Below are 20832 nucleotides of genomic sequence, written 5' to 3' on the forward strand. Positions count from 1 at the left end.
CACGAAAAGTGAAAATGGTACCCTCGAAGACTGTGCTTACACTCAACACTGCCAAGCATTTTCTTGTTGATGTGGAGTGCTGTGGTATTGTCGTCACAGTTTCGATTTTGCCCGTTGAACCCAAAAGCAGCCTTGTTTGTGATTGGCCTAATAGCGTTCATCATGACGACTCAGCTCAGTAGCGGCATATGGGCTGTTGTTGAGGTTCTTCATGTCTTGCAAACCCCGTTCAGGTTCAACACGGTTCTGATTTTTCCCGTCATCGCGTTGGCGGCGATGGCGGCTCAAAGGGTGCTGTCTGCTCCTATGGGGCGAACATATGCCGGCGAAGTGGTTTTGGTGGTTGTGTTGTTGGCGCTGGTGAGTGCGCCGTTAAAGAATGCCGTTTGGAATGTGCAATCGGCGCTTGCTGATTACTCCGAGGCCGAAAGTGTTTCCCTAGAGAGATTACCGCTGGATGGTAAAGAAATAGTGCGAAAGGAGCAGGACGAGTACATCGTGGCAGGTTTGGATGAGTCTTTGCTTCGGCTGCCGTATTTACAGGAGAATGCATTAAAGGAAACCCGAGCCTTTCTAGCGGACGGTACTACGGTCGAACTGCATAGCAGGGCGGGCGTACTCGAATTCGATGCGAAGCTTCCGGAGGCGCAGTGTTTGGAGATCTCTCAGTTCTGGTACCCGATGTGGCGTGGTGCGCTCGTGCAAGACGGGATTAGGGAGAAATCTCTTACGATGTCGCGTTCTTCGTCAGGATTGTTGAGAACCTGTTTGCCCGGTGGGCAGGTGCGGGCGAAGTTCTGGGTTTCGATGGGGTTGCCGGGCCGAGTGGCAACCGCGGTGTCCGCAATCGCCATGACGACCACACTCATCATGCTGGGTAGTGGTCTGCGAAATCGCCGCCGCGCTCGTGAGAGACTTGCCTCAGGAGTCATATGATGCAGTGCTCTTGGATATCGAAGCACGGTCTTTAGAACAGGTGATCGCGCCTTGCGCGGTGTTAGGTGGGGCGCTGCTACCGTATCGGCCTGCAAAGAGATCGCTGATGCCGAGCAGCATCAAGAGCAGGCCGGGCACGTAGAAGTATCGATGCAGGAAGGCGCTAAATGCGATGATAAATATATAACTGACACCCGTTAGAACTAAAAGTTTTCCACGGTCGAGGTTTTTCGAGAACATGAATAGCCCGAATATGACGCAGGCGACCCCCGCCTGAATCAGCAACAGGTGGTCCCTCAGGCCAGCATGGACGAAGGGCCCTGCCAGGGAAACCTGGTCCATGGGGTTGATTGTGTCTCCATGGGTTTCGTTGCTGGCCGTCTTTATTCCACCGTAGAAGAAATCAGTCAATGCCACTTCCGTGAAGAGCAGAATCGGCATCATACCCGCCAGAAAGATGCCGATTGCCAGTATGAAGTGAAGGACTGACCTGGCGAGCCCGGAGCGTGCGAAGAGAATCACGCTGAACATCCCGATTAGGAAAAGCCCCATCTGGCGAGTCAGCAGGGCGATGCCGAGTAACAGAAAAACAAGGTGATTGCGGCCTTTGAGCCAGGCGAGCCCGAGGAGCACGATGGCAAGCCAGTACATCCAGACGTGCCCGTAGTATCCCATCTGAAAAGACATCGAGGAAAACAATAGCGGTAATGTAGTCAGGGCGGCCACCCCCGGATTGCGGAAGAAACGCTGATATGACAGGAGAATACCCAGCATGACGAGAAATATCAGGACGTTGAGCCAGCGGATGTCCTGACCGAGCCAGACCATAGGGCAGTAGGGGATTACGGTGCCCGGCAGGTAGTAGAGGGGGGCGGTAGCGATGTCGGGGTAAAGCGCGAGGAAGGGATTACTACCCTCTGCGAGGTCTGCGCACCCGGCTTGGATAATTGGCAGCATGTTTGCGGCTTTTACATCCAAATTCGTGTCAAGGGTGGCATAGCAGAACAGAGCGGTGCCGGTGGCTGTCAGGAAGAAGATGCTGCTTTTAGCTCCTGTACGCCAAAGAAGACCCAGGAAAACTATGGTGACGAGGGGGATGGCAATCTTGTCGGGAATGTAGGCATCACCATTATAGAAATAGACGGTTGTGCTCAATACCGCCCAAACCGCAAACGCGCCCATGCGATTGAGAATATCCGGGCGCAAGTGCGGTTTTTCCCGTCGTGATCTCAAGATTGAAAGGACGACGATAAGGCAAATCCCGAAAAAGGCAGCGGAGGCGATGAGGAAATAGGAGAACAGAAAGTTCCCGCTGATCCGGTAGGAAAACCCGTAAAAGAAGGCGAATAGTAGAACGATCACTGTCGGTGACGACGCCAGTAATACCGCGGGCCACTTGTCTGTCGACAAGTGGCCATTTACCGCGTCCAGGTTCGTCGTCATTTTAGATCCTTGAATAGCAGGCGGCTAGTAAGAAGGTAATTCCAGACGAACGTGGCGAATACGGCCAGAAGTTTGGTCGCCAGCCAGTGCAGGGTACCGATCAGCGCATACACTATGGTGTTGGATATCACCAGGCCGCCTAGGCTGATGGCGACGTAAAATAGAAATGCCTTGCGCTCCGGGTGGCTGGCGACACTCGAACTGAAAGTCCACAGCCTGTTCATTACATAGCTGTTAGTGACGGCCACTGAGAATGCCAGGGTATTGGCCACCAGGACGTGTGTCTCCAGAAGGCGATACAAGACCGCGAAGACCGCGATATCGATGGCGGTGTTGACGGCACCGACCAGGGCGAATTTAAGGGGCCTTGCGTAGGAGTTGTGAAACGTTAAGCGAAGCGGAGGCATCGGCTGGCTAGGGGCTCGCGGGCTGATTATTCAGAGCGGGGTTGTACTGCTTCAGCGATATAGTCCCCGGCAAGCAGATACAACGGTCGGTGTTTGACCTCGTTGAACATGCGACCCAGGTATTCGCCTAGTACGCCGATGGTGAGGAGTTGCACGCCACCCAGGAAGGTGATCAACGCGATCAGCGACGGAAAGCCCGGGACCGGTTCGCCGAGTAAAAGGGTCTTTGCGATTATGAAGAGGCCGTATGCGAAGGATAAGGAGGCGGTAGCAAATCCGAAATAAGTGGCTAAGCGCAGTGGCGCGGTGGAGAAAGAGGTGATCCCTTCCAGGGAGAAGTTCCACAATTTCCAGTAGTTCCACTTGGTGGTGCCGGCGTATCTGGGGTCGCGGCGGTAGCGCACGGACTTCTGGGGAAAACCGACCCATGCGAACAGCCCCTTCATGAACCGATGCTGCTCACGTAGCTGGGTGACGGCCTCGGTGGCCCGCCGGCTCATCAATCGAAAGTCGCCGGTGTCTTCCGGGATGTGCACCTTGCCGGCCAGTTTCTGGATGGTGCGGTAAAAGAGTTTCGCGGTGGCCTTTTTCAAGGCGGTTTCACCATCTCTGGAGGCGCGGGTGGCGTAGACCACGTCGTAGCCCTGTTGCCACCCGTCGACGAGTTCCGGGATGAGTTCAGGGGGGTCCTGGAGGTCGGCGTCGATCACCACCACGGCATCACCGCCGGTGTGGTCGAGCCCCGCCGTCATGGCGATCTCCTTGCCGAAGTTTCTGCTCAGGTCCAGGACTCGCACCGTGCCGGTCGGGGAAGTCAAACCGCGCAGCATGGTCAGGGTGTCATCGGTGCTGCCGTCATTGACGTACACGATTTCGGAACGGATCGACATGCCGGCAAGCACATCTTGCAGGCGTTGGTGAAAGGCCTCGATGACCTCCATCTCGTTATAGGCGGGGACGACTATCGACAGGAGGGGGGGGGCAGTCTGCTGAGGGCTTTGTTCGTCCATGGTTTTCATCTCCGGAAAGCGTTGAATTTCAGGCTGCCGTGGTCGTGTGCTGATCGTAGGGATACTCCTCTGGCCTCTCGCTGCTTAGCTGGTTGCGCCGGGGCTCAACTCATCGAGAAGCCCCGCCAGCCGGGACGTGAGGTTTCTGCGTTCGAACCGGGCCAGGTAGTCGGCGTCGGCCTCGGGGGTTTCCGGCACGGGCTGGGCCAGGACCTCGGCCAGGGCCTTCTTGCACGCCCCCACGTCGGTGGCGGGTACGACGGTGCCGATGCCGGCCCGCTCGATGATCTCCTGGGTAGCGCCGGGATCGGTGAGGGCGAAGATGGGGCGCTTGGCAGCCACGTATTCAAACAGCTTCCCCGGAATTACACCGGAAGACGTCTCGCCGGTATCGACGATGAGTAGCAGATAGTCGGTCTGTACCTGGGCGCGCATGGCGTCTTGGTAGCTGACGTCGCCGGGGAATTCGTACAGGTCCGCGATGCCATAGCGGTCGAGGATGGCGTCGTAGCGGGCGCGGATCTCCGGGGCGACGCCTCCCAGGATGTGTACCTTGACCTTGCTGCGCAGTTCGGGCTGCTCCTGCACCAGTTGTCCGAGGGCCTCGGCGAAGGTGTGGCCTTGGCGGTTCTTGAACAGGCGCCCGGTGAAGGTGAAGTCGATCACGTCGTTCACCTGTCGGGGCTCGGCGAGCAGGGGCTCGTAGACTTCGGTGTCGTAGCCGTTGGTGAGGGTGGCGAAACGCGCCTTCGTCTTTGGGATGAGCTGGCGCACGAACTCGGTCTTGGGTTCGGAGACGGTGATGATGAGGTCGGCCGCCGCCATCCAGCGCCGCTCGATGGCCAGTTCCAGGCGCTGGCGCAGGGGCGGGACCCACTCCCGCAGTACGTCGCCGTACCACAGGTCCCGGTAGTCCACCACCCAGGGGATGCCCAGCTCTTTGCGCAGGGCGTAGCCGATGCGGGCCGCGCTGAAGGGGGGCAGGCTGGTATAGACCACGTCGATTTGATGCTTGTGGCAGATCTCCCGGGCCAGGGGCAGGGCGTTACGGGCCCAGCCGGTGTAGCCGTCGGGGATCAGCAGCCAGTTGCGGATGAAAGCCTTGGCCAGGCGGGAGCCCTTGTCCACCAGGCCCTGGGGCGCAGCCGCCTCGGCGGCGGGAGGCGGAGCGCTCGGACCGTTAGCGGTGCCGGCCTGCCTCGGCGTGGGGCCGCCGCGGCCCGCCAGGCGCTTCAGGCGGGTGATGTACTGTTCCTCGATGTCGGGGTAGGGGGCGCGGTAGACGGTGGTGCCTTTCGGTATCTCCGCCTCCAGGGCGGGATCGTAGAGGTCCGGGCGTTCGACAGTGAGGACGATGGGGTTCCAGCCGTGCTTGGGCAGGTGCTCGGTGAACTTGGCGCTACGGATCCGCCCGATGGTCTTGATGGGTGGGTATTCGCCGGCGATGAAGAGGACGTTCTGGGTCATGACAAGGGGGGCGGTTCAAGGGTTGCGTGCCCCTGAGGTGGAGGGTTGGGTTGTTTTTGACCCCTCACCCCGGCCCTCACCCCGGCCCTCTCCCGGGGGGAGAGGGGGAGTAATGGGCGCCGGGGGGAGAGGGGGTAATCGGTCCCCTCCCCCTGTGGGGGAGGGACAGGAGTAGGGGTTATTTGATTTATTTCCCTCACCCCGGCCCTCACCCCGGCCCTCTCCCGGGGGGAGAGGGAGAGTAACGGGCGCCGGGGGGAGAGGGGGAGTAATGGGTCCTGGAAGGGGGAAGGCCTGGCGGAACTCACGGGGTCTCTCCCACCAGGCGCTGGCAGAGCTGGTGGAACTGCCGGGCCTTTTCCTTGGAGCTGGCGGCGCGGGCGATCTCGAGGCCCGTGGTCTCTATCTGTTCGCGCAGCGCCGTGTCGGTCAGCAGGCGGATGACCGCCACGGCAATCTCCGGGGGTTTATCGCCATTGACCAGCAGGCCGTTGCGGCCTTCCTGGACGGCCTCCACCGCGCCGCCGGCCCGTCCGCCCACCACCGCTTTTCCGCAGGCATTGGCCTCCAGGAACACCAGGCCGAAGCCTTCGGTGTCGTGGTCGGACAGCTCGCGGTTCGGCATGAGGAAAAGGTCACAGAAGCGGTAGTGGTCCACCAGTTCCTCTTCCGGTACCCGGCCGGCGAAGGTCACGTGTTCACTCATGCCCTGGTCGGCGACGAGGCGTTCCAGGTGGGTGCGGTATTCGCCTTCGCCCACGATGAGGTAATGGGCGTCAGGAACGGCCGCGACGATCTCCGGCATCGCCTCGATGGTGCGGTCGATACCCTTGCGCTCCACCAGGCGCCCGACGGTCATCAGGACGCGCTTTCCGGCCAGGCCGTAACGCTCCATCAGGTATTGCGGGGGCGGTCCGGGGGTGAAGCGTTCGGCGTCCACGCCGTTCTGGATCAGGGCGATCTTGGCGGGATCCACGCCCATCAGATCCTGTAGGGCCTGTTTGGTGAAGCCGCTCACCGCCACCACCGCATCGGCGTGGGCCAGGTAGCGCTCCCGGTTGCGCCCGTAGAAACGGTAGTTGGTCTGGGTGGTGATCTCCTCGCCGTGGATGTAGTTGATCATCCGGCAACCGAGCCAGCGCTGGGCGAACAGACCGATCCAGCTTCCGGAGTTCAGCTCACCGATGCACAGGACATCTATCTTGTCGCGCCTGACCAGGCGGGTGACGGTCCAGGCCAGGCGGATCTTGAGGGGGACATCGATGGTAAGCTGCAGCCAGACGGAGTGGAGAATGTTGTGGGATTTGCGGACGGTGGGGCGCAGTAAATCCACACGGTGGATGGGAAAGGGCGCCTGGCTGTCGAACTCCTCGGTGCCTGGGATCATTTCGCCTGTCAGGTAATGACGCCGCGGGGCCAGCACCACCATGGAGCCCTCGGGGCTGAAGCGACAGAGGCTGTCATAGACCACGGCCGAGCCACCATTGATGGGCGGGAAGATGCTGGCGACGAGGAGACACTTCACGGGCAGGGGGCTTGGGGACCGTTTCTTAGGATTCCGGCTTTGGCGCCGCCAGAGTTTCCATGGTGATAAGAATCATCGAATTATAACTGACTTCGGTTACTCGCGATGGGGCAAGTTATGCATATGCAGGTTATTCGGCGTGTGGCGGGTAGACTTTAGTTCTTGCCTGGAAGACGACGGTCAGGCCGCGGAGCGCTCTGCCGACGCAAATCCGTTCCTGTCGCCGCCGTGGTTCCGGCTGCTGGCAGGGACGACCATCCCGGAGCCGGCACAGGCGGTCTGGTACCGCGCCCGGGCGGGTGCCGGCCAATCCGTGACGCTGCCCCTCGTGCGACATGCCCGGCCATACCCGTGGGCACCCCGCAGGATCACCTCTCTCAGCAACTACTACACCCCTATATATGCCCCGCTGGCAGCGGCAACGGCTGTCGACGGCGCCGTCGCCGCCATTGCCCGGCATATCGCGTCGGAGCGCCCCGCCTGGGATATCGTCGACCTCGAGCCGCTGGATAAGCAGGGGAGTGGTTTCCAGGTGCTTCGTGGCGGTCTGGAGGAGGCGGGGTTCTGGGTGCGTCCCTATTTTCGCTTCGGCAACTGGTATCTAAAGCTGGCGGGGCGCGGCTATGAGGAATACCGGGACGGGCTGCCGGGGCGGCTGAAGAGCACCCTGTCGCGTAAAGGCCGGGCCCTGGAGCGGAGTGCCCGTCATGAGTTCCAGGTGGCGACCTCCCTCGATGACCTGCCATGGGCGCTACCGGCCTACGAGGCGGTGTATCGGGTGAGCTGGAAGCGCCCCGAGCCGCTGGCGTCGTTTATGCCGGGGCTCATCGAGCTGGCGGCCGCCGAGGGCTGGTTGCGGCTTGGTGTGCTGTATATCGAAGGGCGGCCGGCCGCCGCCCAGATCTGGCTTGTGGCGGGCGGCGTGGCGTCTATTTACAAACTCGCCTATGATCCCGCGTTTAAGCAATTCTCGCCCGGGACTTTGCTCACGGCCCACCTGTTGCGGCGGGCCATCGACACGGACGGTGTGGATGAAGTGGATTACCTGGTGGGGGACGACAGCTACAAGCAGGATTGGATGTCGGGGCGCCGGGAGCGCTGGGGCCTCTTCGCCCTGAATCGCGCGACCTGGCGGGGCAGGGCCCTGATGCTGAAAGAGGGGCTTGCGGTGCGCTTGCGGCACCGCAGGGCGGATAATTTTGGGGAAGATTGATGATGAGCGTCGTTGACGAGGTGAAAGTCGTCCTGGGGGAGGCCCTGCAGATCGAGGACCGGGTGGATTCCATGTCCGCTGGCACCGGTCTTCTTGGTAGTGTGCCGGAGTTTGACTCCATGGCCGTGGTGACGGTGATCGCCGCCCTGGAGGAGCGCTTCGATTTCGAGGTTGCCGACGACGAGATCGATGCGGCCTCTTTCGAGACCGTGGGCAGCCTGGCCGCGTTCGTGCAGCAGAAGCTCGATAATCCCCCTCGGTGAGCCCCGTGCCGGCACCGTTCGGCGGCTACCTCCCCAGTCCTTCCGGCAAGCAGTTCTTCCTTTACTTTCCTCCCGCCCCGGCGGTTGCCCGGGGGCATCATATCGTTCACGTTCCCGCCTTTGCAGATGAGATGAACAAGGCGCGGCGGACGGTGGCGGTGCAGGCAAGGGCCTTCGCCGCGGCCGGCATCGGTGTACTGATCCCCGACCTCAAGGGCTGCGGAGACAGTAGCGGGGACTTCTCGGCGGCCGACTGGCAGGGCTGGCAGGAGGATATCCACCGGGCCGTCGAGTGGGTGGAGCGGGAGTGCAGGCCCTCGCGGCTGGGGTTATGGGGATTGCGCCTCGGTGGTCTGTTGGCCGTGGACTATCTCCGTAGCCGGCCCGCGGCGGGCGTGGACGACCTGTTGCTGTGGCAGCCGGTCCTGCGGGGCCACTCGGCGCTGACACAGTTCCTGCGCTTGCGGGTGGTCATGACGGCGTTCTCGGAGGGTGCGACGGAGACGGCGGCGTCGATGCGGGCCCGCCTGGCTGCCGGCGAGACCCTGGAGGTGGCTGGCTATGGCCTCAATCCTGCCTTGGCCGGGGCCATGGACGCCGCCGGGTTGGACCCGTCCACGCCACCGCCGGTGCGCCGGGTCATGTGGCTGGAGCTGGCGGGGAGTGGTCGGGAGACGGGGGCCGGCAGCACGCCGCCTGGACGTAGCGCCGAGGTCATAGCCGGATGGCGGGCAGCCGCGGTCGCGGTGGATGCGGAGGTGGTCAGGGACGAGCCGTTCTGGGCCACCCAGGAGATTGCCACGGCTGTGAACCTGGTTCAGGCCACTATGAGCCTCTGCGCCGCCGACGCGCCTGGCCATGCCGGCGGCGATGGCGGGGTGACCGGGCTGGCCCCGGGTTCGGTGCCGGCGCCTACACCTGCCCCGTCAGCGTCCCGTAGCCCCCGGGAGGAGAAGGCCGGGCTCCGGGGGGCCGATGCCACAGGCCCCGAGACGCCCGCCACCGAAGAGGCCCCCCTCTTTTTTCCCTGTGAAGGCGACGCCCTGTGCGGCATCCTCCACCGGCCGGCCCGGCCCCTTGGCCGCGGGGTGCTGGTGGTGGTGGGCGGACCCCAGTATCGGGTGGGCAGCCACCGCCAGTTCGTGTTGCTGGCCCGTACCCTGGCGGCTGCGGGAGTGCCGGTGCTGCGTTTCGACTATCGGGGCATGGGTGACAGCGAGGGTGGCCCGCGGGGCTTCGAGCATATCGAGCAGGACATCCGGGCCGCGGTCGATGGCTTCTTCCATGCCGTCGACGGGCTGGAGCAGGTGGCCATCTGGGGGTTGTGTGACGCCGCCACCGCGGGCGCCTTCTACGGGCCCGCGGATGCGCGGGTAACGGGCATGGTCCTGGTGAATCCGTGGGTCCGTAGTGCGGGCGGCGAGGCCCGGGCCTATTTGCGTCACTACTATCTCAGACGGCTGGCAAGCCGGGATTTCTGGGCCGGTCTTTTCAAGGGACGCGTGCGGTTATGGCGTTCCATGGTGGCCCTTGGCCGGCAGGTAAAGACGGCGCGGGGCGCGGGTGACGATGTTACGGGAGGACAACCGGACGGTGAGGAGGACGCGTTGGCCGTGCGCATGGCCTCGAGTCTGGAGCGCTTCGACGGCAGGATTCTGCTGATCATGAGCGGCAACGACCTCACCGCCGCCGAGTTTCAGGACACCGTTACGCGGGGCCGGCGCTGGCAGGCCTTGCTCACGGACGCCCGTTTCCAGCGCCACGATCTGCCCCCGGCGGACCATACATTTTCCCGTCGGGAATGGGCCGATCAAGTCTCACAATGGACGCTGGAGTGGATGCAGGAGGCCTGAAGCCGATACTGCTGATCGCCTACCATTTCCCTCCGGTGGCGGGTAGCAGTGGTGTCCAGCGCACCCTGAATTTCGCGCGTTACCTGCCGGAATTCGGTTGGCGGCCCGCCGTGCTGACGGTGCACCCCCGGGCCTATCCGCTGACTGCCGTGGAGACCCTCGGGCAAGTGCCGGCCGGGACCAGGGTGGTTCGGGGCTTTGCCATGGATACCGCCCGCCACCTTGCCGTGTTCGGCCGTTATCCCCGTTGGCTGGCCCTGCCCGACCGCTGGTGGACCTGGTTGATCGGGGCCTTGCCGGCAGGCCTCGAGATGGTGCGACGTGATCGGCCGCGGCTGCTGTGGGCCACCTACCCCGTGCCGTCGGCCCTGCTGGTGGGCCTCGCGCTGCACCGGTTGACGGGGATCCCCCTGGTGGCAGATCTCCGGGACAGCATGGTGGACGACTCCTTTCCCTACAACCCGGCCCAGCGGCGGGCCCACCGCTGGATAGAGGAACGAGTGGTGCGCGGGGCATGTCGCATAACATTCACCGCGCCGGGCACCCGGGAACTCTATGCGCGCCGCTATCCGGCACAACCTGCCAACCGCTGGGGTGTCATCCCCAACGGATACGACGAGCAGGACTTCATGCGGGTGGAAACGGAGATCCTCGCTCCGCCACGTGACGGAACGCGTATCACCCTCGTGCATGCGGGCCTGGTGGATCCGGTGGATCGGGACCCGGACGCACTGCTGCAGGCCCTGTCGACCATGAAGGGGGAACGGTCCCCGGGGGTGGAAAGGCTGGAGATCAGGTTCCGGGGCGCGGATGGGAACGACGCGTTGCGCCGTCGGGTGTCGGAGTATGGCCTGGACGATATGGTGACCCTGGCGCCGCCCTTGCCCTATGACGCCGCATTGGCGGAGATGATGGCTGTCGATGCCCTGTTGTTGCTCCAGGGTACCACCTGCAATCACCAGATTCCGGCGAAGCTCTATGAGTACGCCCGCACGGGCCGGCCGGTTCTGGCCCTGACGGACCCCGCCGGGGATACCGCGGAGGAACTGCAGAGAATGGGATTCGGAACATGCGCGCCCCTGGATGATCCGTCTGCCATCGCCGCCACCCTGAAAGGTTTCTTTGCGCGACTGGAGCAGGGCAGCGAGTCGGGCTGTGAGCTGCACGTTGCCCGTCAACATACCCGCCGCGAGCGCACCCGGGAATTTGCGGCGATGTTGAACGAGGTCGATGGCTGAACCGGAAAACGCCCCGCCCCGGCCGCCCCCACCGCCATCGCAGAAAAGGTCCCTTCTCCCGGGGGAGAAGGACAGGATGAGGGGATGGTGGGCCGGGGCAGAGCTGCAATTCCCCGCCTCGGCCGCCCCCACCGCCATCGCAGAAAAGGTCCCTTCTCCCTGGGGAGAAGGACAGGATGAGGGGATAGTGGGCCGGGGCAGAGCCGCCAGCCCGGCATCACCTTCCCTCACCCCGGCCCTCTCCCAAAGGGAGAGGGGGAGTAGTCTGAAAGAGGTCCTTAATGGCACGGCCCCGATGACTTTGCCGCCGTCGCAGATAAGGTCCCTTCTCCCCTGGGGAGAAGGACAGGATGAGGGGATACCGGGCCGGGGCAGAGCCACCATCCTGGCTTCGCATCCCCTCACCCCGGCCCTCTCCCCCGGGGAGAGGGGGAGTAATCTGCCGGCCCTCTCCCCCGGGGAGAGGGGGAGTAGTCTGAAAGAGGTCCTTAATGGCACGGCCCAGATGACTTTGCGGCCATCGCAGAAAAAATCCCTTCTCCCCGGGGAGAAGGACAGGATGAGGGGATGGTGGGCCGGGGCAGAGCCACCATCCTGGCTTCGCATCCCCTCACCCCGGCCCTCTCCCCCGGGGAGAGGGGGAGTAATCTGCCGGCCCTCTCCCCCGGGGAGAGGGGGAGTAATCTGAAGATACCCAGATATTCATGCCTTAGCCCTCGCTCAGTCGATACCACACCTGCCCCACCAACTCGTAGAGTGCGTACCACGTCTGGCTGACGCTGTCCTCCTGGGGGATCCACGAGTAGATGGTATATGGGGCGGGCGCTGTGTAATAACGGGTCGGTGCCGGAATCACCTCGATACCCGCCCTGAGGAACGCGTCGACGGCGCGACGGCTATGCATGGCATCCGTCACCAACAGGATCCGCTCCGTACCTGCGGGAAGCAGTCCGTCGACTCGCCGCGCGCTGTCCCGGGTGCTGTAAGAATCGCTGTCGGTGAGTACGTCGTCGATGCCCATTTCCTTACTCAGGAGGCTGGTCATCGCTTCGGCTTCGGTGCGTGTGCCTTCCCAGCGATGTTCCTTGTCCCGGAAGCCGCCGGAGGCGATGACAGGGACCCCGAGCCGGCGGGCAAGGAAGGCGGCATATCGCACCCGGGCCAGGGTACGTTGACTGGCGGTGTCCTCGCCGTATTCCGGTGCGCGCAGATAAAGCCCTCCCGCAAGGACCACCACGACATCGGCGTCGAGGGCATCCAAACCTGTTTCGTCGAGTGGGGAGTGGGGCCTTGCTGCGATGGTCAGCAGGCTCGCAGTGAGGGGGATGCTAAATACGTAGGCCGCCACGATGGAGAACACCATCACCCATACCCCGGCCCGCCTTCGCCATGGGGAGAGGATGGCGCCGATCAGACCCAGCAGGATGGGGCCGCTCGGGGGCAGTACCAGCTTGACCAGGAGGTGGGGGTCAAAGTTCATGGGAGAAATCGCCGGGCCCGGGGCACGGTTCGGTTGCTAGACATTTCTTCGGGGCTTGAACATGGCGACCACTTCTCGGGCCTCGGGCCGGCAGAGGGCCCATGATGCCAGGGGATAGGCGAAGAAACCCGCCGCTATCATGAAAGCCAGCCGCGCCACGGACGCCTCGTCGCTCAATGCCGATGCGGCGAACACCGCCAAGAGCATCACCAGAGCCGGGAGAGCGACGCGGGCCAGTTGCATCAGCAGGATGAGTGGAGCCACGCCCGCTATGGGACGGGTCCGCCACAGCACCACCAGCAGAATGAGGACCGCGGCGACCGCCCAGCCCAGGCTGACTCCCGGGAGCCCCCACCGCGATCCGATGAGCACCGCGGTTGTCATGAGCACCAGCCCGATCACCATGTTGCCGGTGGCCCGTCTGGCCTCGCCAACCGCTTGCAGATAGGGCGAAACGGCGGCCTGGGCGACCCTTGCCGGCATGGCGAATGCGATGATTTGCATGGGCAGTATGGCCGCTTCCCATGGGTCTCCCAGCAGCAGTGGCACGAATACGGGCGCGGTGGCGCCGATGCCCCAGAAGACGGGAAAGGCGACCATCGCGCTGAGGCGGATATATTTCTGCAGGTAGCGGGCCGCCGCGCCCTCGGTTCGCTGGGCCTCGGCATAGGCCGGGAAGGCAACTGCGTTGATGGTGCCCTGGATCTTGGTCTGGGGGATCTGGGCGATTTCCTTGGCCACGGCATAGCTGCCGAGGCGCACCTCCCCCAACACCTTGCCGATGATCAACGCGTCCGCCTGGGACCACAGCATCCACATGAGCCGGTCCAGGGTCACCCACACGCCGAAGGTCAGGCTCTGGCCTACGCCCCGCAGGTCAAAGCTGGGCAGCTTCGGTGTGCCGGCCACCGCGAGCAACACGGTTGCTGCGAGGGCCAGGGTGAGCAGGTGGCCCCATACCAGGGACCATACCCCGTAGCCGCTATGGGCGAGATAGAGGGTCAACAGGCCCCCGCCGATGGCGCCGCCCACCTCTGTCAGGGACGTCAGGCGCAGATTCAGGTCCCGTAGCAGTATAGCTTTCGGACAGATGGAGACGGCCGTCAGGACGAGGCCGAAGGCGAGTACCGGCAGCACCGAGGCCAGGCCCGGGGAATCAAAAAAGGCGGCCACGGGGCCCGCGGCCGCGGTAATCGCCAGGAAAAAGCCGACGGAGACCAATAAAGCGAATCCGTACACCTGGCGGATGAGCCGGGTTTCCAGCGTCGGTGTCTGGATCAGGGCCGCTCCCAGCCCCAGTTCCGATAAGGGGACGGTGATACCGATGAACACCATGGCCAGGGCCATGATGCCGTAATCTTGGGGGGTGAGAAGCCGGATGACGTAGAGGGTGATGCCCCAACTGATGATCTGGCCCAGGGCCTTGGCACCAGCGGCCCATGAGAGGGCACCGAGGACCCGGGAGCGCAGGCTTCTGCTCATTATCTAAATTGTGAGAAGGGTCAGGCCCGTTGGACAGGATGCCCGGAGCGTAAGGCCGGGGTGAGGGGGACTAAACAAGAACCTCCACCGGGGCCGCATGACCGAGGAAGCCGTGGGGGCTGGCGGTGAAGCCGTAAGCCCCGGACTGGAATACGGCGATGAGGTCGCCGGGCCCCGCCACGGGGAGTTCCATCTTGTCGGCGAGGATGTCGAGGGGCGTACACAGGGGGCCCACCACGTTCGCGGTCTCGGCAGGCCCGGCGGTCATGCGGTTGGCCACGGCCACGGGATAGTTCTTGCGTATCACCTGGCCGAAGTTACCCGAGGCGGCCAGGTGATGGTGGAGGCCGCCGTTGGTGATCAGGAAGGCCTGCCCTTTGGAGAGTTTGCGGTCGACGACCTTTGCTACGTAGACGCCCGCCTCGCCCACCAGGTAGCGCCCCAGCTCGATGACTATCTCGGCCCGGGGCATGGCCTCCTTGACGGGGGGCAGCCGCTCGGCCAGGTTCTCGCCGATGGGGGCCAGGTCCAGGGGCTGCTCGCCGGCGAAATAGGGGATGCCGAAGCCGCCGCCGATGTTGAGCAGGCGCACCGGGCCGGGGGCGTCCGCGGCGAGGCGCAACGCCAGGTCCAGGGTCTGGTTCTGGGCCTCGATGATGGACTCGGGTTTGAGGTTCTGGGAGCCACTGTAGATATGAAAACCCTGGAAATCGAGGTCCAGATCACCGATGCGGCGCAGCATGGCGGGCACCCGCTCGGCATCCACGCCGAAGGCCTTGGGGCCGCCGGTCATTTTCATGCCGGAGCTTTTGAGTTCGAAGTCCGGATTGACCCGCACGGCCACCCTGGGCCTCATGCCGGCGGCGCTGCCGATGCGCGCGGCGCGTTCCATCTCGCCCTCGGATTCCAGGTTGATGGTGATGCCTGACGCGATGGCGGCGGCGAGTTCATTGTCATTCTTGCCCGGGCCGGCAAAGCTGATTACCGCCGGGTCGGTGCCTGTATCGAGGGCGACCCGCAGCTCCCCCAGGGAGGCCACGTCCAGGCCGTCCACCAGGCTCGCCATGTGTTGCACTACCGCGGGCATGGGGTTGGCCTTGATGGCGTAGTGGAAGTGGATGTCCGCGGGTAGCAGTGCCCGCAGGTCTGTGACGCGCTGGGTCAGGAGGCGCCGGTCATAGGCATAGAAGGGTGTCTGGCCCACCCGTCTGGCGAGGCGGGTGACGGGGATGCCGCCGATGAGCAGTTCGCCGTCGGCCACCGGGAATTGGGCCATGGGGGCATGCCGGGGTTTGTCGATCTTCTTATCCATCTTTCTAGCTATTGCTGGCGGGCCTCGTTCCCGGGGCCAGTGGTGGGCTCGAAAACGCTCCGGTACCTTTCCGTCAGGCCTTTGCGGTCGACCTTGCCGTTGGGGTTCCGTGGCAGGGCGGTGATTACCTCCACCCTCAAGGGTACCATGAAGCCCGGCAGGTCCCGTTTGCACGTCGCCAGTAGGGTATCGACGTCCAGAGGCGTACGGGCCGGTTTGATCACCGCCAGGATCCCCTGACCCAGGGACGGGTGGGGGAGGCCGAGGGCCGCGCACTCGTCCACCATGCCCGATCCGTAAAGCACCTCTTCCACCTCCGTGGGGCTGACCCGGTAGCCTGAGGTCTTGATCATCTCGTCGCGCCGGCCGATGAAGTAGAGGAACCCGTCCTCGTCCTTGCGCACGGTATCGCCGGACCACACGGCGATTTCCGGGCCGGGGATCCCCTGGGGAGTGCCGGGCGACGGACGGAAGCGCTCGGCGGTACGTTCGGGATCGTTCCAGTAGCCCAGGGACACCAGGGCGCCACGGTGCACGAGTTCTCCCGGCTCCGCGGGTTCGCAAGGGGTGCCATCCTCGCGCACCACCAGGATATCGGCATTGGGAATGGCCTTCCCCATGGAGTCCGGGCGGCGATCGATCTCCGCGGGTGGCAGATAGGTGGAGCGAAAGGCCTCGGTGAGACCGTACATCAGGTAGGGTGTCGTGTTGGGAAGCTTATTCCTCAATGCGTCGAGGACGGAACGGGGCATGGCACCACCGGAGTTGGTGATGTAACGGAGGTGCTCCACCGCCTCATGGGGCCAATCGAGGCCCGCCAGTTGGACCCACAGGGGGGGGACGGCGGCCAGGCCCGTTATCCGTTCCCGTGCCACTGCCCGTATGACGTCCCGGGGCAGCAGGTAGTCCATGAGCACTACACTGGCGCCCACCGCGAAGGCGGTGGAGAGCTGGCTGAAGCCATAATCGAAGCTGAACGGCAGCACCGCCAACAGCCGGTCCTCCGGGGTATTCTTCAGGTATTGGGCCACGCTGCGGGCGCCCGCCACCATGTTGCGGTGGGACAGCACCACCCCCTTGGGCCGCCCGGTACTGCCCGAGGTGTAGAGGATGGCGGCCAGATCGCTGTCGATGCGACGGTGGGTTGGCTTGCTCCCCGTTCGGGTGGCCGTTGACCACGGCAGTACTTGCACGTGACCGTAACTCGCGGGCAGTTCGTTTGCCTCGGCGGTGGCCACCAGAGTGTGCAGATCGGGGCAATCGTGGATGGCCTCCGCGAGAAGCGGGGCACGGTCCCGGGAAGTGACAAGGACCCGCGCCCCGGAATCCTTGAGGATATGTGCCACCTGGGGCGGTTTCAGTAACGGGTTGATGGGGACGAACGCACCGCCGGCCATTGCGGTGCCGAACAGGGCGGTGACTGCCTCGAAGCATTTGGGCAGGTAGACCGCGACCCGTTCGGCCGGTTGCAGGTCCAGGGCGATTAGTCCGCTGGCGAAGGTCTCGATATCGGCGGCGATGGTGGCGTAGTCACGAGACTCGCCCTTGAAGGCAAGGCACGGGCCATTGGCTCGGTGCTCGGCGCTTTCCTCAAGCAACTCGTGCAATAGGTCCGACATGGCGGGTCCTGTTGTCTGGCCAACACAAAAATGGGCTGGCGAATGGATAACGGGCTGTAGATCGTGCCAGACTCATCCACCCCGCAACCTTCCGCTCAAACCGCCCGCCGGTGGCGGCGGCGCTGGCCTGGCTGCGGAAACTGAAACAATCTGCCGGCCAGTTCTGTAGCGGCATTCATCGACATTCCCAAAGCTATGAAATCAAAAAATAACATGTCTGGACAGGAATCGGAGAGGAGTCGGCGCAAAGTGCTCCAGGCCATGCTGCTGTTACCGGCATACGCGTTGTTTCCACCTCTTGTTCGCGGGACGGAGCGGCGGGTCATCCATGCGGGACCCCGCGATTACCGCAGCCGACTTCGTGACCTCGCGCCTGGCGATCATCTCGTGCTGCGCGCGGGGGTCTACGAACGCGGGCTGCCCCTGCATCGCCTGCAGGGCACCGCGACCCGCCCCATCACGGTTTCCGGCCCGGTCTCCGGTGAGCCGGCGGTCTTCAGGGCGCGGCGCGGCGCGAACACGGTGAGCCTTCTGGACGTGTCTCACCTGGAGGTGAGTAATCTCGAGCTCACCGGCGATGGCGTGCCAGTAGATGCCGTAAAGGCGGAAGGCCACGCCGCCTACGCCCACTACGTGACGCTCTCGAACCTGCACATCACGGGCCATGGCGCGAGCCGGCAGAATGTGGGTATATCCACCAAGTGTCCGGCCTATGGCTGGCGGATCCTGGACAACCGGATTGAAGGCGCGGGTACGGGCATGTATCTCGGGGATTCCGATGGCAGCGCGCCCTTCGTGGGCGGGCTTATCGAAGGCAACCGTATGGAGGATACCGTTGGCTATAATCTGCAAATAAAGCACCAAAATGCCCGCCCTGCCGACGGGGCCTTACCCAGCGGACCGTCCCGCACGATTATCAGGAAAAATCGTTTTCGCAAGTCCAGCCCCACGGGGGCGAGCGGGGGCGCGCGGCCCAACCTGCTGGTGGGCCACTGGCCCCCCGAAGGCCCCGGCGCGGACGATATCTATCTGATTTATGGAAATGTATTCTACAGCAATCCCGTGGAACGGCTGTTCCAGGGCGAAGGCAACCTCGCCTTTTACAACAACCTTCTCGTCAACCCCGCCGGGGATGGCCTGGCCATCCAGCCGCATAACGATATTCCCCGGCGCGTGTGGATTTTCCACAATACCATCATCGCCACGGGGACCGGTCTGACGATCCATGCGGTGCCGGGTACGGAGGTGTTGGCCATAACCGGTAATGCCGTGTTTGCGGAAACGCCCTTTAGGGGCGTGGAACCCACCGGTGATAATCTCTTTGTCCCAGTCGCTAGGGCAGAGGCCTATTTGAAACAGCCCCTTGCCTCATACCCCCGACTCGATGCCCGCGCTCTGCCAGGCAGGCTGCGGGCTGAACAACCCTTCGACGTCCCGCCGTTTCCGGATGCGAACCGGGATTTGAATGGCGCCTTGCGTTCCGTAGCCGGTTACGGCGCTTATACCCTGTCCCCCGCTGTGAAGGAGCAATGAAGCCGATTGTTCCCCCTCTCCCTCACGGGCACACCCGCGGGGTGCGGGTGGGAACGCGCGTAGTGCGGCCCCGCAGGGCAAAGGGCAGGATGCCCGGAGTACAGGGCCGGGGTGAGGGGATTGGGAGCCACAACCAAGAGGTGACATGCTATTTCCATTACCGATGACAGCGCTCACCCGCGCAATTCATGCGTCGGGTTCAACGCTGTGCTGTGCACGCATGGTGGTGCCCAGCGCGCATTACGCCGCGGTCACGTATGACGCCGCATCTGTGGCATTGAGGATCTGGATCTCTCGCCAGGAATGCAGTGTCAGCAAATCCTGGTCACCGGTTACGATCAGGTCGGCGTGGGCCGCCAGGGCCGTGGCGAGGACGGCGTCATCGTCCGGATCGCGCGCGGTGCGAGGGATCTGTGCGGGACCGACCGGTGCTGCGAGTAGGGTGTAGCGCTCGGCCAGCTCTTCGACGGTGAAGCCGGAGGCGGCGATCTTCGCAGCAAACTTGCGCCGACTGAGAATGTCGGCGAGTTCAACCAGCAGCGGGGTGCTGGTGTAGAGTTCGATTCACCGCTCCCGGGCGGCGTGCAAGAGTTCACCTGGTACGCCGCCCCACAGCAGTGCCGAGGCAACGACGTTGGTGTCGAGCACCAGGCGCATCAACGCGCATTCTGTGAGCGGCTCTCGGCGCGCATTCTGCGGAGCTCCTCGGTAATCTCCTCCGGCGACATGACCGGAGGCGTGTCCACGGTCCCCATACGGTCCATTGCCTGGAACAATTCATCGACGCCCTGCCGGCGCAGGTTTTCGCGCAGCATGGCCGCGATGGAATCGCGGTCGAGCAGTCCGGCGTCCTGAGCTGCCTTGGCTAGCTCGTCTGGCAAATCAATGGTCAGCGTCGTCATAGCTTGTCCTCAACGCGCGGGGGGTTGCCGCGCACCGGGTCAGGAAGACATGGAACAGCGTTTTGTCCCTTGTCATGTAAAGGCAGTATAAACCTTCAGCGGCAGTCGGTCTCTCGCACACACAAAGGGACGCGCTGAACAATTCAGTGCGCCCCGTTGGGTGCGGGGCAGGCTGCCCGGAGTACAGGGCCTTACAGCTTACTCCCCCTCTCCCTTAGCCAGAGGACCCATCAAGTTACTCTCCCTCTCCCTTGGGGAGAGGGCCGGGGTGAGGGGATGCGCAGCCTGGTCGGCAGCTCAGCCCCTGGGCCGTACCCCTCATCCTGTCCTTCTCCCCGGGGGAGAAGGGACCTTGCTGGAAACGGTGGAGGGTCAACCGGGTCCCGGGGTCACCAACGGGTTCCGGGGTCTGGTCCATCAATGTTGCATCGGCAGGCCTTGGTGCTGGATGCGGTCGGTGGGTCCGGCGCTTCGCGCCTTCGCCGAGCAGCGGCCAAGTCTAGCAATGTGCTAGCAGCGGTTGCCGCCTTGCGTTCGGGTCGTAGGAACGCGGCAATCGGGTCAGCAGTTTCACTGACCGGCCTTCCTGGATTCACCGGGTCAACTTCTTCCCTCGAGTGAACTCTTGATCCACTCAGGCGCACGACGCATCGGCAGAACGGCGATGACGTATGCTGTGTGGGCATTTAGTTCGTAGTAGACCGCATATGGAAAGCGTTTCGAGAGCATTCGATAAAGGCCAAACTCCTTCTGGTGCACACCGCCATAGACGACCAGCGACTCCAGGTCGGATAGCAGACTATCCCGGAAGTACTCGCCCAAGCCACGTTGCCGGCGTTCGTAGAACCGCTTGCCGTTCTCGATATCGGCGGCGGCCTCCTCGAGGAGGAGAACCTCCGTTGGTGCCATCGCCTAGTCTCCGCGCGACTTGAACTCCCTGATGGAAAGAAACGTCGCGGTTCCTTCCTCAATCTTCTTCCTCCTTTCTGTGAGGACATCTCCATGCCAGTCCGGAGATGCAATCTCCGCGTCCTCGTGTAGGAGCGAGTCCCATATCTCCTCCATCGTCCGAAGTCGCTCTGGAATGCTCATCTTTCGAATGTCCGCTAAGATCATCTCGAGATCACCTCTCTACTCGCGTAGGAATGC

General features: G+C 63.5%; 18 protein-coding genes. 6 read left to right on the forward strand and 12 right to left on the reverse strand.

Translation table 11 applies throughout. From position 1 onward, the window contains the following. Positions 1-114: 114 nt before the first annotated feature. Positions 115-936: a hypothetical protein gene (locus tag U5S82_12905; GenBank protein ID MDZ7752540.1), complete on the forward strand. Its 822-nt coding sequence runs from the start codon at positions 115-117 to the stop codon at positions 934-936. On the opposite strand, the gene U5S82_12910 is transcribed toward U5S82_12905, so the two are convergent. The 5 genes from U5S82_12910 to U5S82_12930 all read right to left on the reverse strand — a co-directional run bounded on the left by U5S82_12910 (position 922) and on the right by U5S82_12930 (position 6788). Beyond that, positions 922-2379 carry a hypothetical protein gene (locus U5S82_12910; GenBank protein ID MDZ7752541.1) on the reverse strand — a complete coding sequence of 486 codons (1458 nt, stop codon included), beginning with the start codon at positions 2377-2379 and terminating at the stop codon, positions 922-924. The two genes, U5S82_12905 and U5S82_12910, sit on opposite strands and share 15 nt — an antisense overlap. After that, a complete protein-coding gene (locus U5S82_12915; GenBank protein MDZ7752542.1) occupies positions 2376-2786 on the reverse strand; it encodes a GtrA family protein in 411 nt (136 codons plus the stop codon). The genes U5S82_12910 and U5S82_12915 overlap by 4 nt, the downstream gene beginning before the upstream one ends. A gap of 26 nt (positions 2787-2812) precedes the next feature. Continuing rightward, positions 2813-3796, reverse strand: a complete 984-nt coding sequence (locus U5S82_12920) for a glycosyltransferase family 2 protein (protein MDZ7752543.1) — start codon at positions 3794-3796, stop codon at positions 2813-2815. A gap of 84 nt (positions 3797-3880) precedes the next feature. After that, complete coding sequence (locus tag U5S82_12925; protein MDZ7752544.1) at positions 3881-5263, reverse strand: glycosyltransferase; 1383 nt, start codon at positions 5261-5263, stop codon at positions 3881-3883. A gap of 304 nt (positions 5264-5567) precedes the next feature. Next, positions 5568-6788 carry a glycosyltransferase family 4 protein gene (locus U5S82_12930; protein MDZ7752545.1) on the reverse strand — a complete coding sequence of 407 codons (1221 nt, stop codon included), beginning with the start codon at positions 6786-6788 and terminating at the stop codon, positions 5568-5570. A 139-nt stretch (positions 6789-6927) separates the two neighbouring features. Here U5S82_12930 and U5S82_12935 point away from each other — a divergent pair, with 139 nt between their 5' ends. The 4 genes from U5S82_12935 to U5S82_12950 are packed head-to-tail and all read left to right on the forward strand — an operon-like array spanning position 6928 to position 11355. Further along, positions 6928-8001, forward strand: coding sequence for a GNAT family N-acetyltransferase (locus U5S82_12935; protein ID MDZ7752546.1), 1074 nt, complete (start codon positions 6928-6930; stop codon positions 7999-8001). 2 nt (positions 8002-8003) lie between these two features. Next, positions 8004-8264 (forward strand): phosphopantetheine-binding protein, encoded by a 261-nt coding sequence (locus U5S82_12940; protein MDZ7752547.1) that lies wholly within the window; start codon positions 8004-8006, stop codon positions 8262-8264. Between the two features lie 5 nt (positions 8265-8269). After that, the gene (locus tag U5S82_12945; protein ID MDZ7752548.1) at positions 8270-10117 is read left to right on the forward strand and encodes a hydrolase 1, exosortase A system-associated; all 1848 of its coding nucleotides are present in this window, start codon (positions 8270-8272) and stop codon (positions 10115-10117) included. Beyond that, complete coding sequence (locus U5S82_12950; GenBank protein MDZ7752549.1) at positions 10099-11355, forward strand: glycosyltransferase; 1257 nt, start codon at positions 10099-10101, stop codon at positions 11353-11355. The genes U5S82_12945 and U5S82_12950 overlap by 19 nt, the downstream gene beginning before the upstream one ends. A 709-nt stretch (positions 11356-12064) precedes the next feature. On the opposite strand, the gene U5S82_12955 is transcribed toward U5S82_12950, so the two are convergent. The 4 genes from U5S82_12955 to U5S82_12970 form a co-directional block, all read right to left on the reverse strand. Continuing rightward, complete coding sequence (locus U5S82_12955) at positions 12065-12835, reverse strand: YdcF family protein (GenBank protein MDZ7752550.1); 771 nt, start codon at positions 12833-12835, stop codon at positions 12065-12067. A 36-nt stretch (positions 12836-12871) separates the two neighbouring features. Continuing rightward, the gene (locus U5S82_12960) at positions 12872-14317 is read right to left on the reverse strand and encodes a lipopolysaccharide biosynthesis protein (protein ID MDZ7752551.1); all 1446 of its coding nucleotides are present in this window, start codon (positions 14315-14317) and stop codon (positions 12872-12874) included. Between the two features lie 70 nt (positions 14318-14387). After that, entirely contained in the window at positions 14388-15629 is a 1242-nt protein-coding gene (locus U5S82_12965) for a pyridoxal-dependent decarboxylase, exosortase A system-associated (protein MDZ7752552.1), read from the reverse strand. Positions 15630-15637: 8 nt separating this feature from the next. Next, positions 15638-17248: an acyl-CoA ligase (AMP-forming), exosortase A system-associated gene (locus tag U5S82_12970; protein ID MDZ7752553.1), complete on the reverse strand. Its 1611-nt coding sequence runs from the start codon at positions 17246-17248 to the stop codon at positions 15638-15640. A gap of 249 nt (positions 17249-17497) precedes the next feature. Here U5S82_12970 and U5S82_12975 point away from each other — a divergent pair, with 249 nt between their 5' ends. Further along, on the forward strand, positions 17498-18781 hold the full coding sequence (locus U5S82_12975; protein ID MDZ7752554.1) for a hypothetical protein: 1284 nt from the start codon (positions 17498-17500) through the stop codon (positions 18779-18781). A gap of 656 nt (positions 18782-19437) precedes the next feature. Here the strand turns inward: U5S82_12975 and U5S82_12980 are convergent. The 3 genes from U5S82_12980 to U5S82_12990 form a co-directional block, all read right to left on the reverse strand. Next, positions 19438-19683 (reverse strand): hypothetical protein, encoded by a 246-nt coding sequence (locus U5S82_12980; protein MDZ7752555.1) that lies wholly within the window; start codon positions 19681-19683, stop codon positions 19438-19440. Between the two features lie 600 nt (positions 19684-20283). After that, positions 20284-20592, reverse strand: a complete 309-nt coding sequence (locus U5S82_12985; GenBank protein ID MDZ7752556.1) for a type II toxin-antitoxin system RelE/ParE family toxin — start codon at positions 20590-20592, stop codon at positions 20284-20286. Positions 20593-20595: 3 nt separating this feature from the next. Beyond that, on the reverse strand, positions 20596-20775 hold the full coding sequence (locus U5S82_12990) for an addiction module protein (GenBank protein ID MDZ7752557.1): 180 nt from the start codon (positions 20773-20775) through the stop codon (positions 20596-20598). Between the last annotated feature and the right edge of the window lie 57 nt (positions 20776-20832).

The sequence above is a fragment of the Gammaproteobacteria bacterium genome, from assembly GCA_034522055.1.
GTDB lineage: Bacteria > Pseudomonadota > Gammaproteobacteria > JAABTG01 > JAABTG01 > JAABTG01.

Coding starts and splice junctions, on each gene's coding strand:
- U5S82_12980 (MDZ7752555.1), bottom strand. CDS start 19,683: ATGACGACGCTGACCATTGATTTGCCAGACGAGCTAGCCAAGGCAGCT.
- U5S82_12985 (MDZ7752556.1), bottom strand. CDS start 20,592: ATGGCACCAACGGAGGTTCTCCTCCTCGAGGAGGCCGCCGCCGATATC.
- U5S82_12925 (MDZ7752544.1), bottom strand. CDS start 5,263: ATGACCCAGAACGTCCTCTTCATCGCCGGCGAATACCCACCCATCAAG.
- U5S82_12960 (MDZ7752551.1), bottom strand. CDS start 14,317: ATGAGCAGAAGCCTGCGCTCCCGGGTCCTCGGTGCCCTCTCATGGGCC.
- U5S82_12970 (MDZ7752553.1), bottom strand. CDS start 17,248: ATGTCGGACCTATTGCACGAGTTGCTTGAGGAAAGCGCCGAGCACCGA.
- U5S82_12955 (MDZ7752550.1), bottom strand. CDS start 12,835: ATGAACTTTGACCCCCACCTCCTGGTCAAGCTGGTACTGCCCCCGAGC.
- U5S82_12920 (MDZ7752543.1), bottom strand. CDS start 3,796: ATGGACGAACAAAGCCCTCAGCAGACTGCCCCCCCCCTCCTGTCGATA.
- U5S82_12965 (MDZ7752552.1), bottom strand. CDS start 15,629: ATGGATAAGAAGATCGACAAACCCCGGCATGCCCCCATGGCCCAATTC.
- U5S82_12915 (MDZ7752542.1), bottom strand. CDS start 2,786: ATGCCTCCGCTTCGCTTAACGTTTCACAACTCCTACGCAAGGCCCCTT.
- U5S82_12990 (MDZ7752557.1), bottom strand. CDS start 20,775: ATGAGCATTCCAGAGCGACTTCGGACGATGGAGGAGATATGGGACTCG.
- U5S82_12910 (MDZ7752541.1), bottom strand. CDS start 2,379: ATGACGACGAACCTGGACGCGGTAAATGGCCACTTGTCGACAGACAAG.
- U5S82_12940 (MDZ7752547.1), top strand. CDS start 8,004: ATGAGCGTCGTTGACGAGGTGAAAGTCGTCCTGGGGGAGGCCCTGCAG.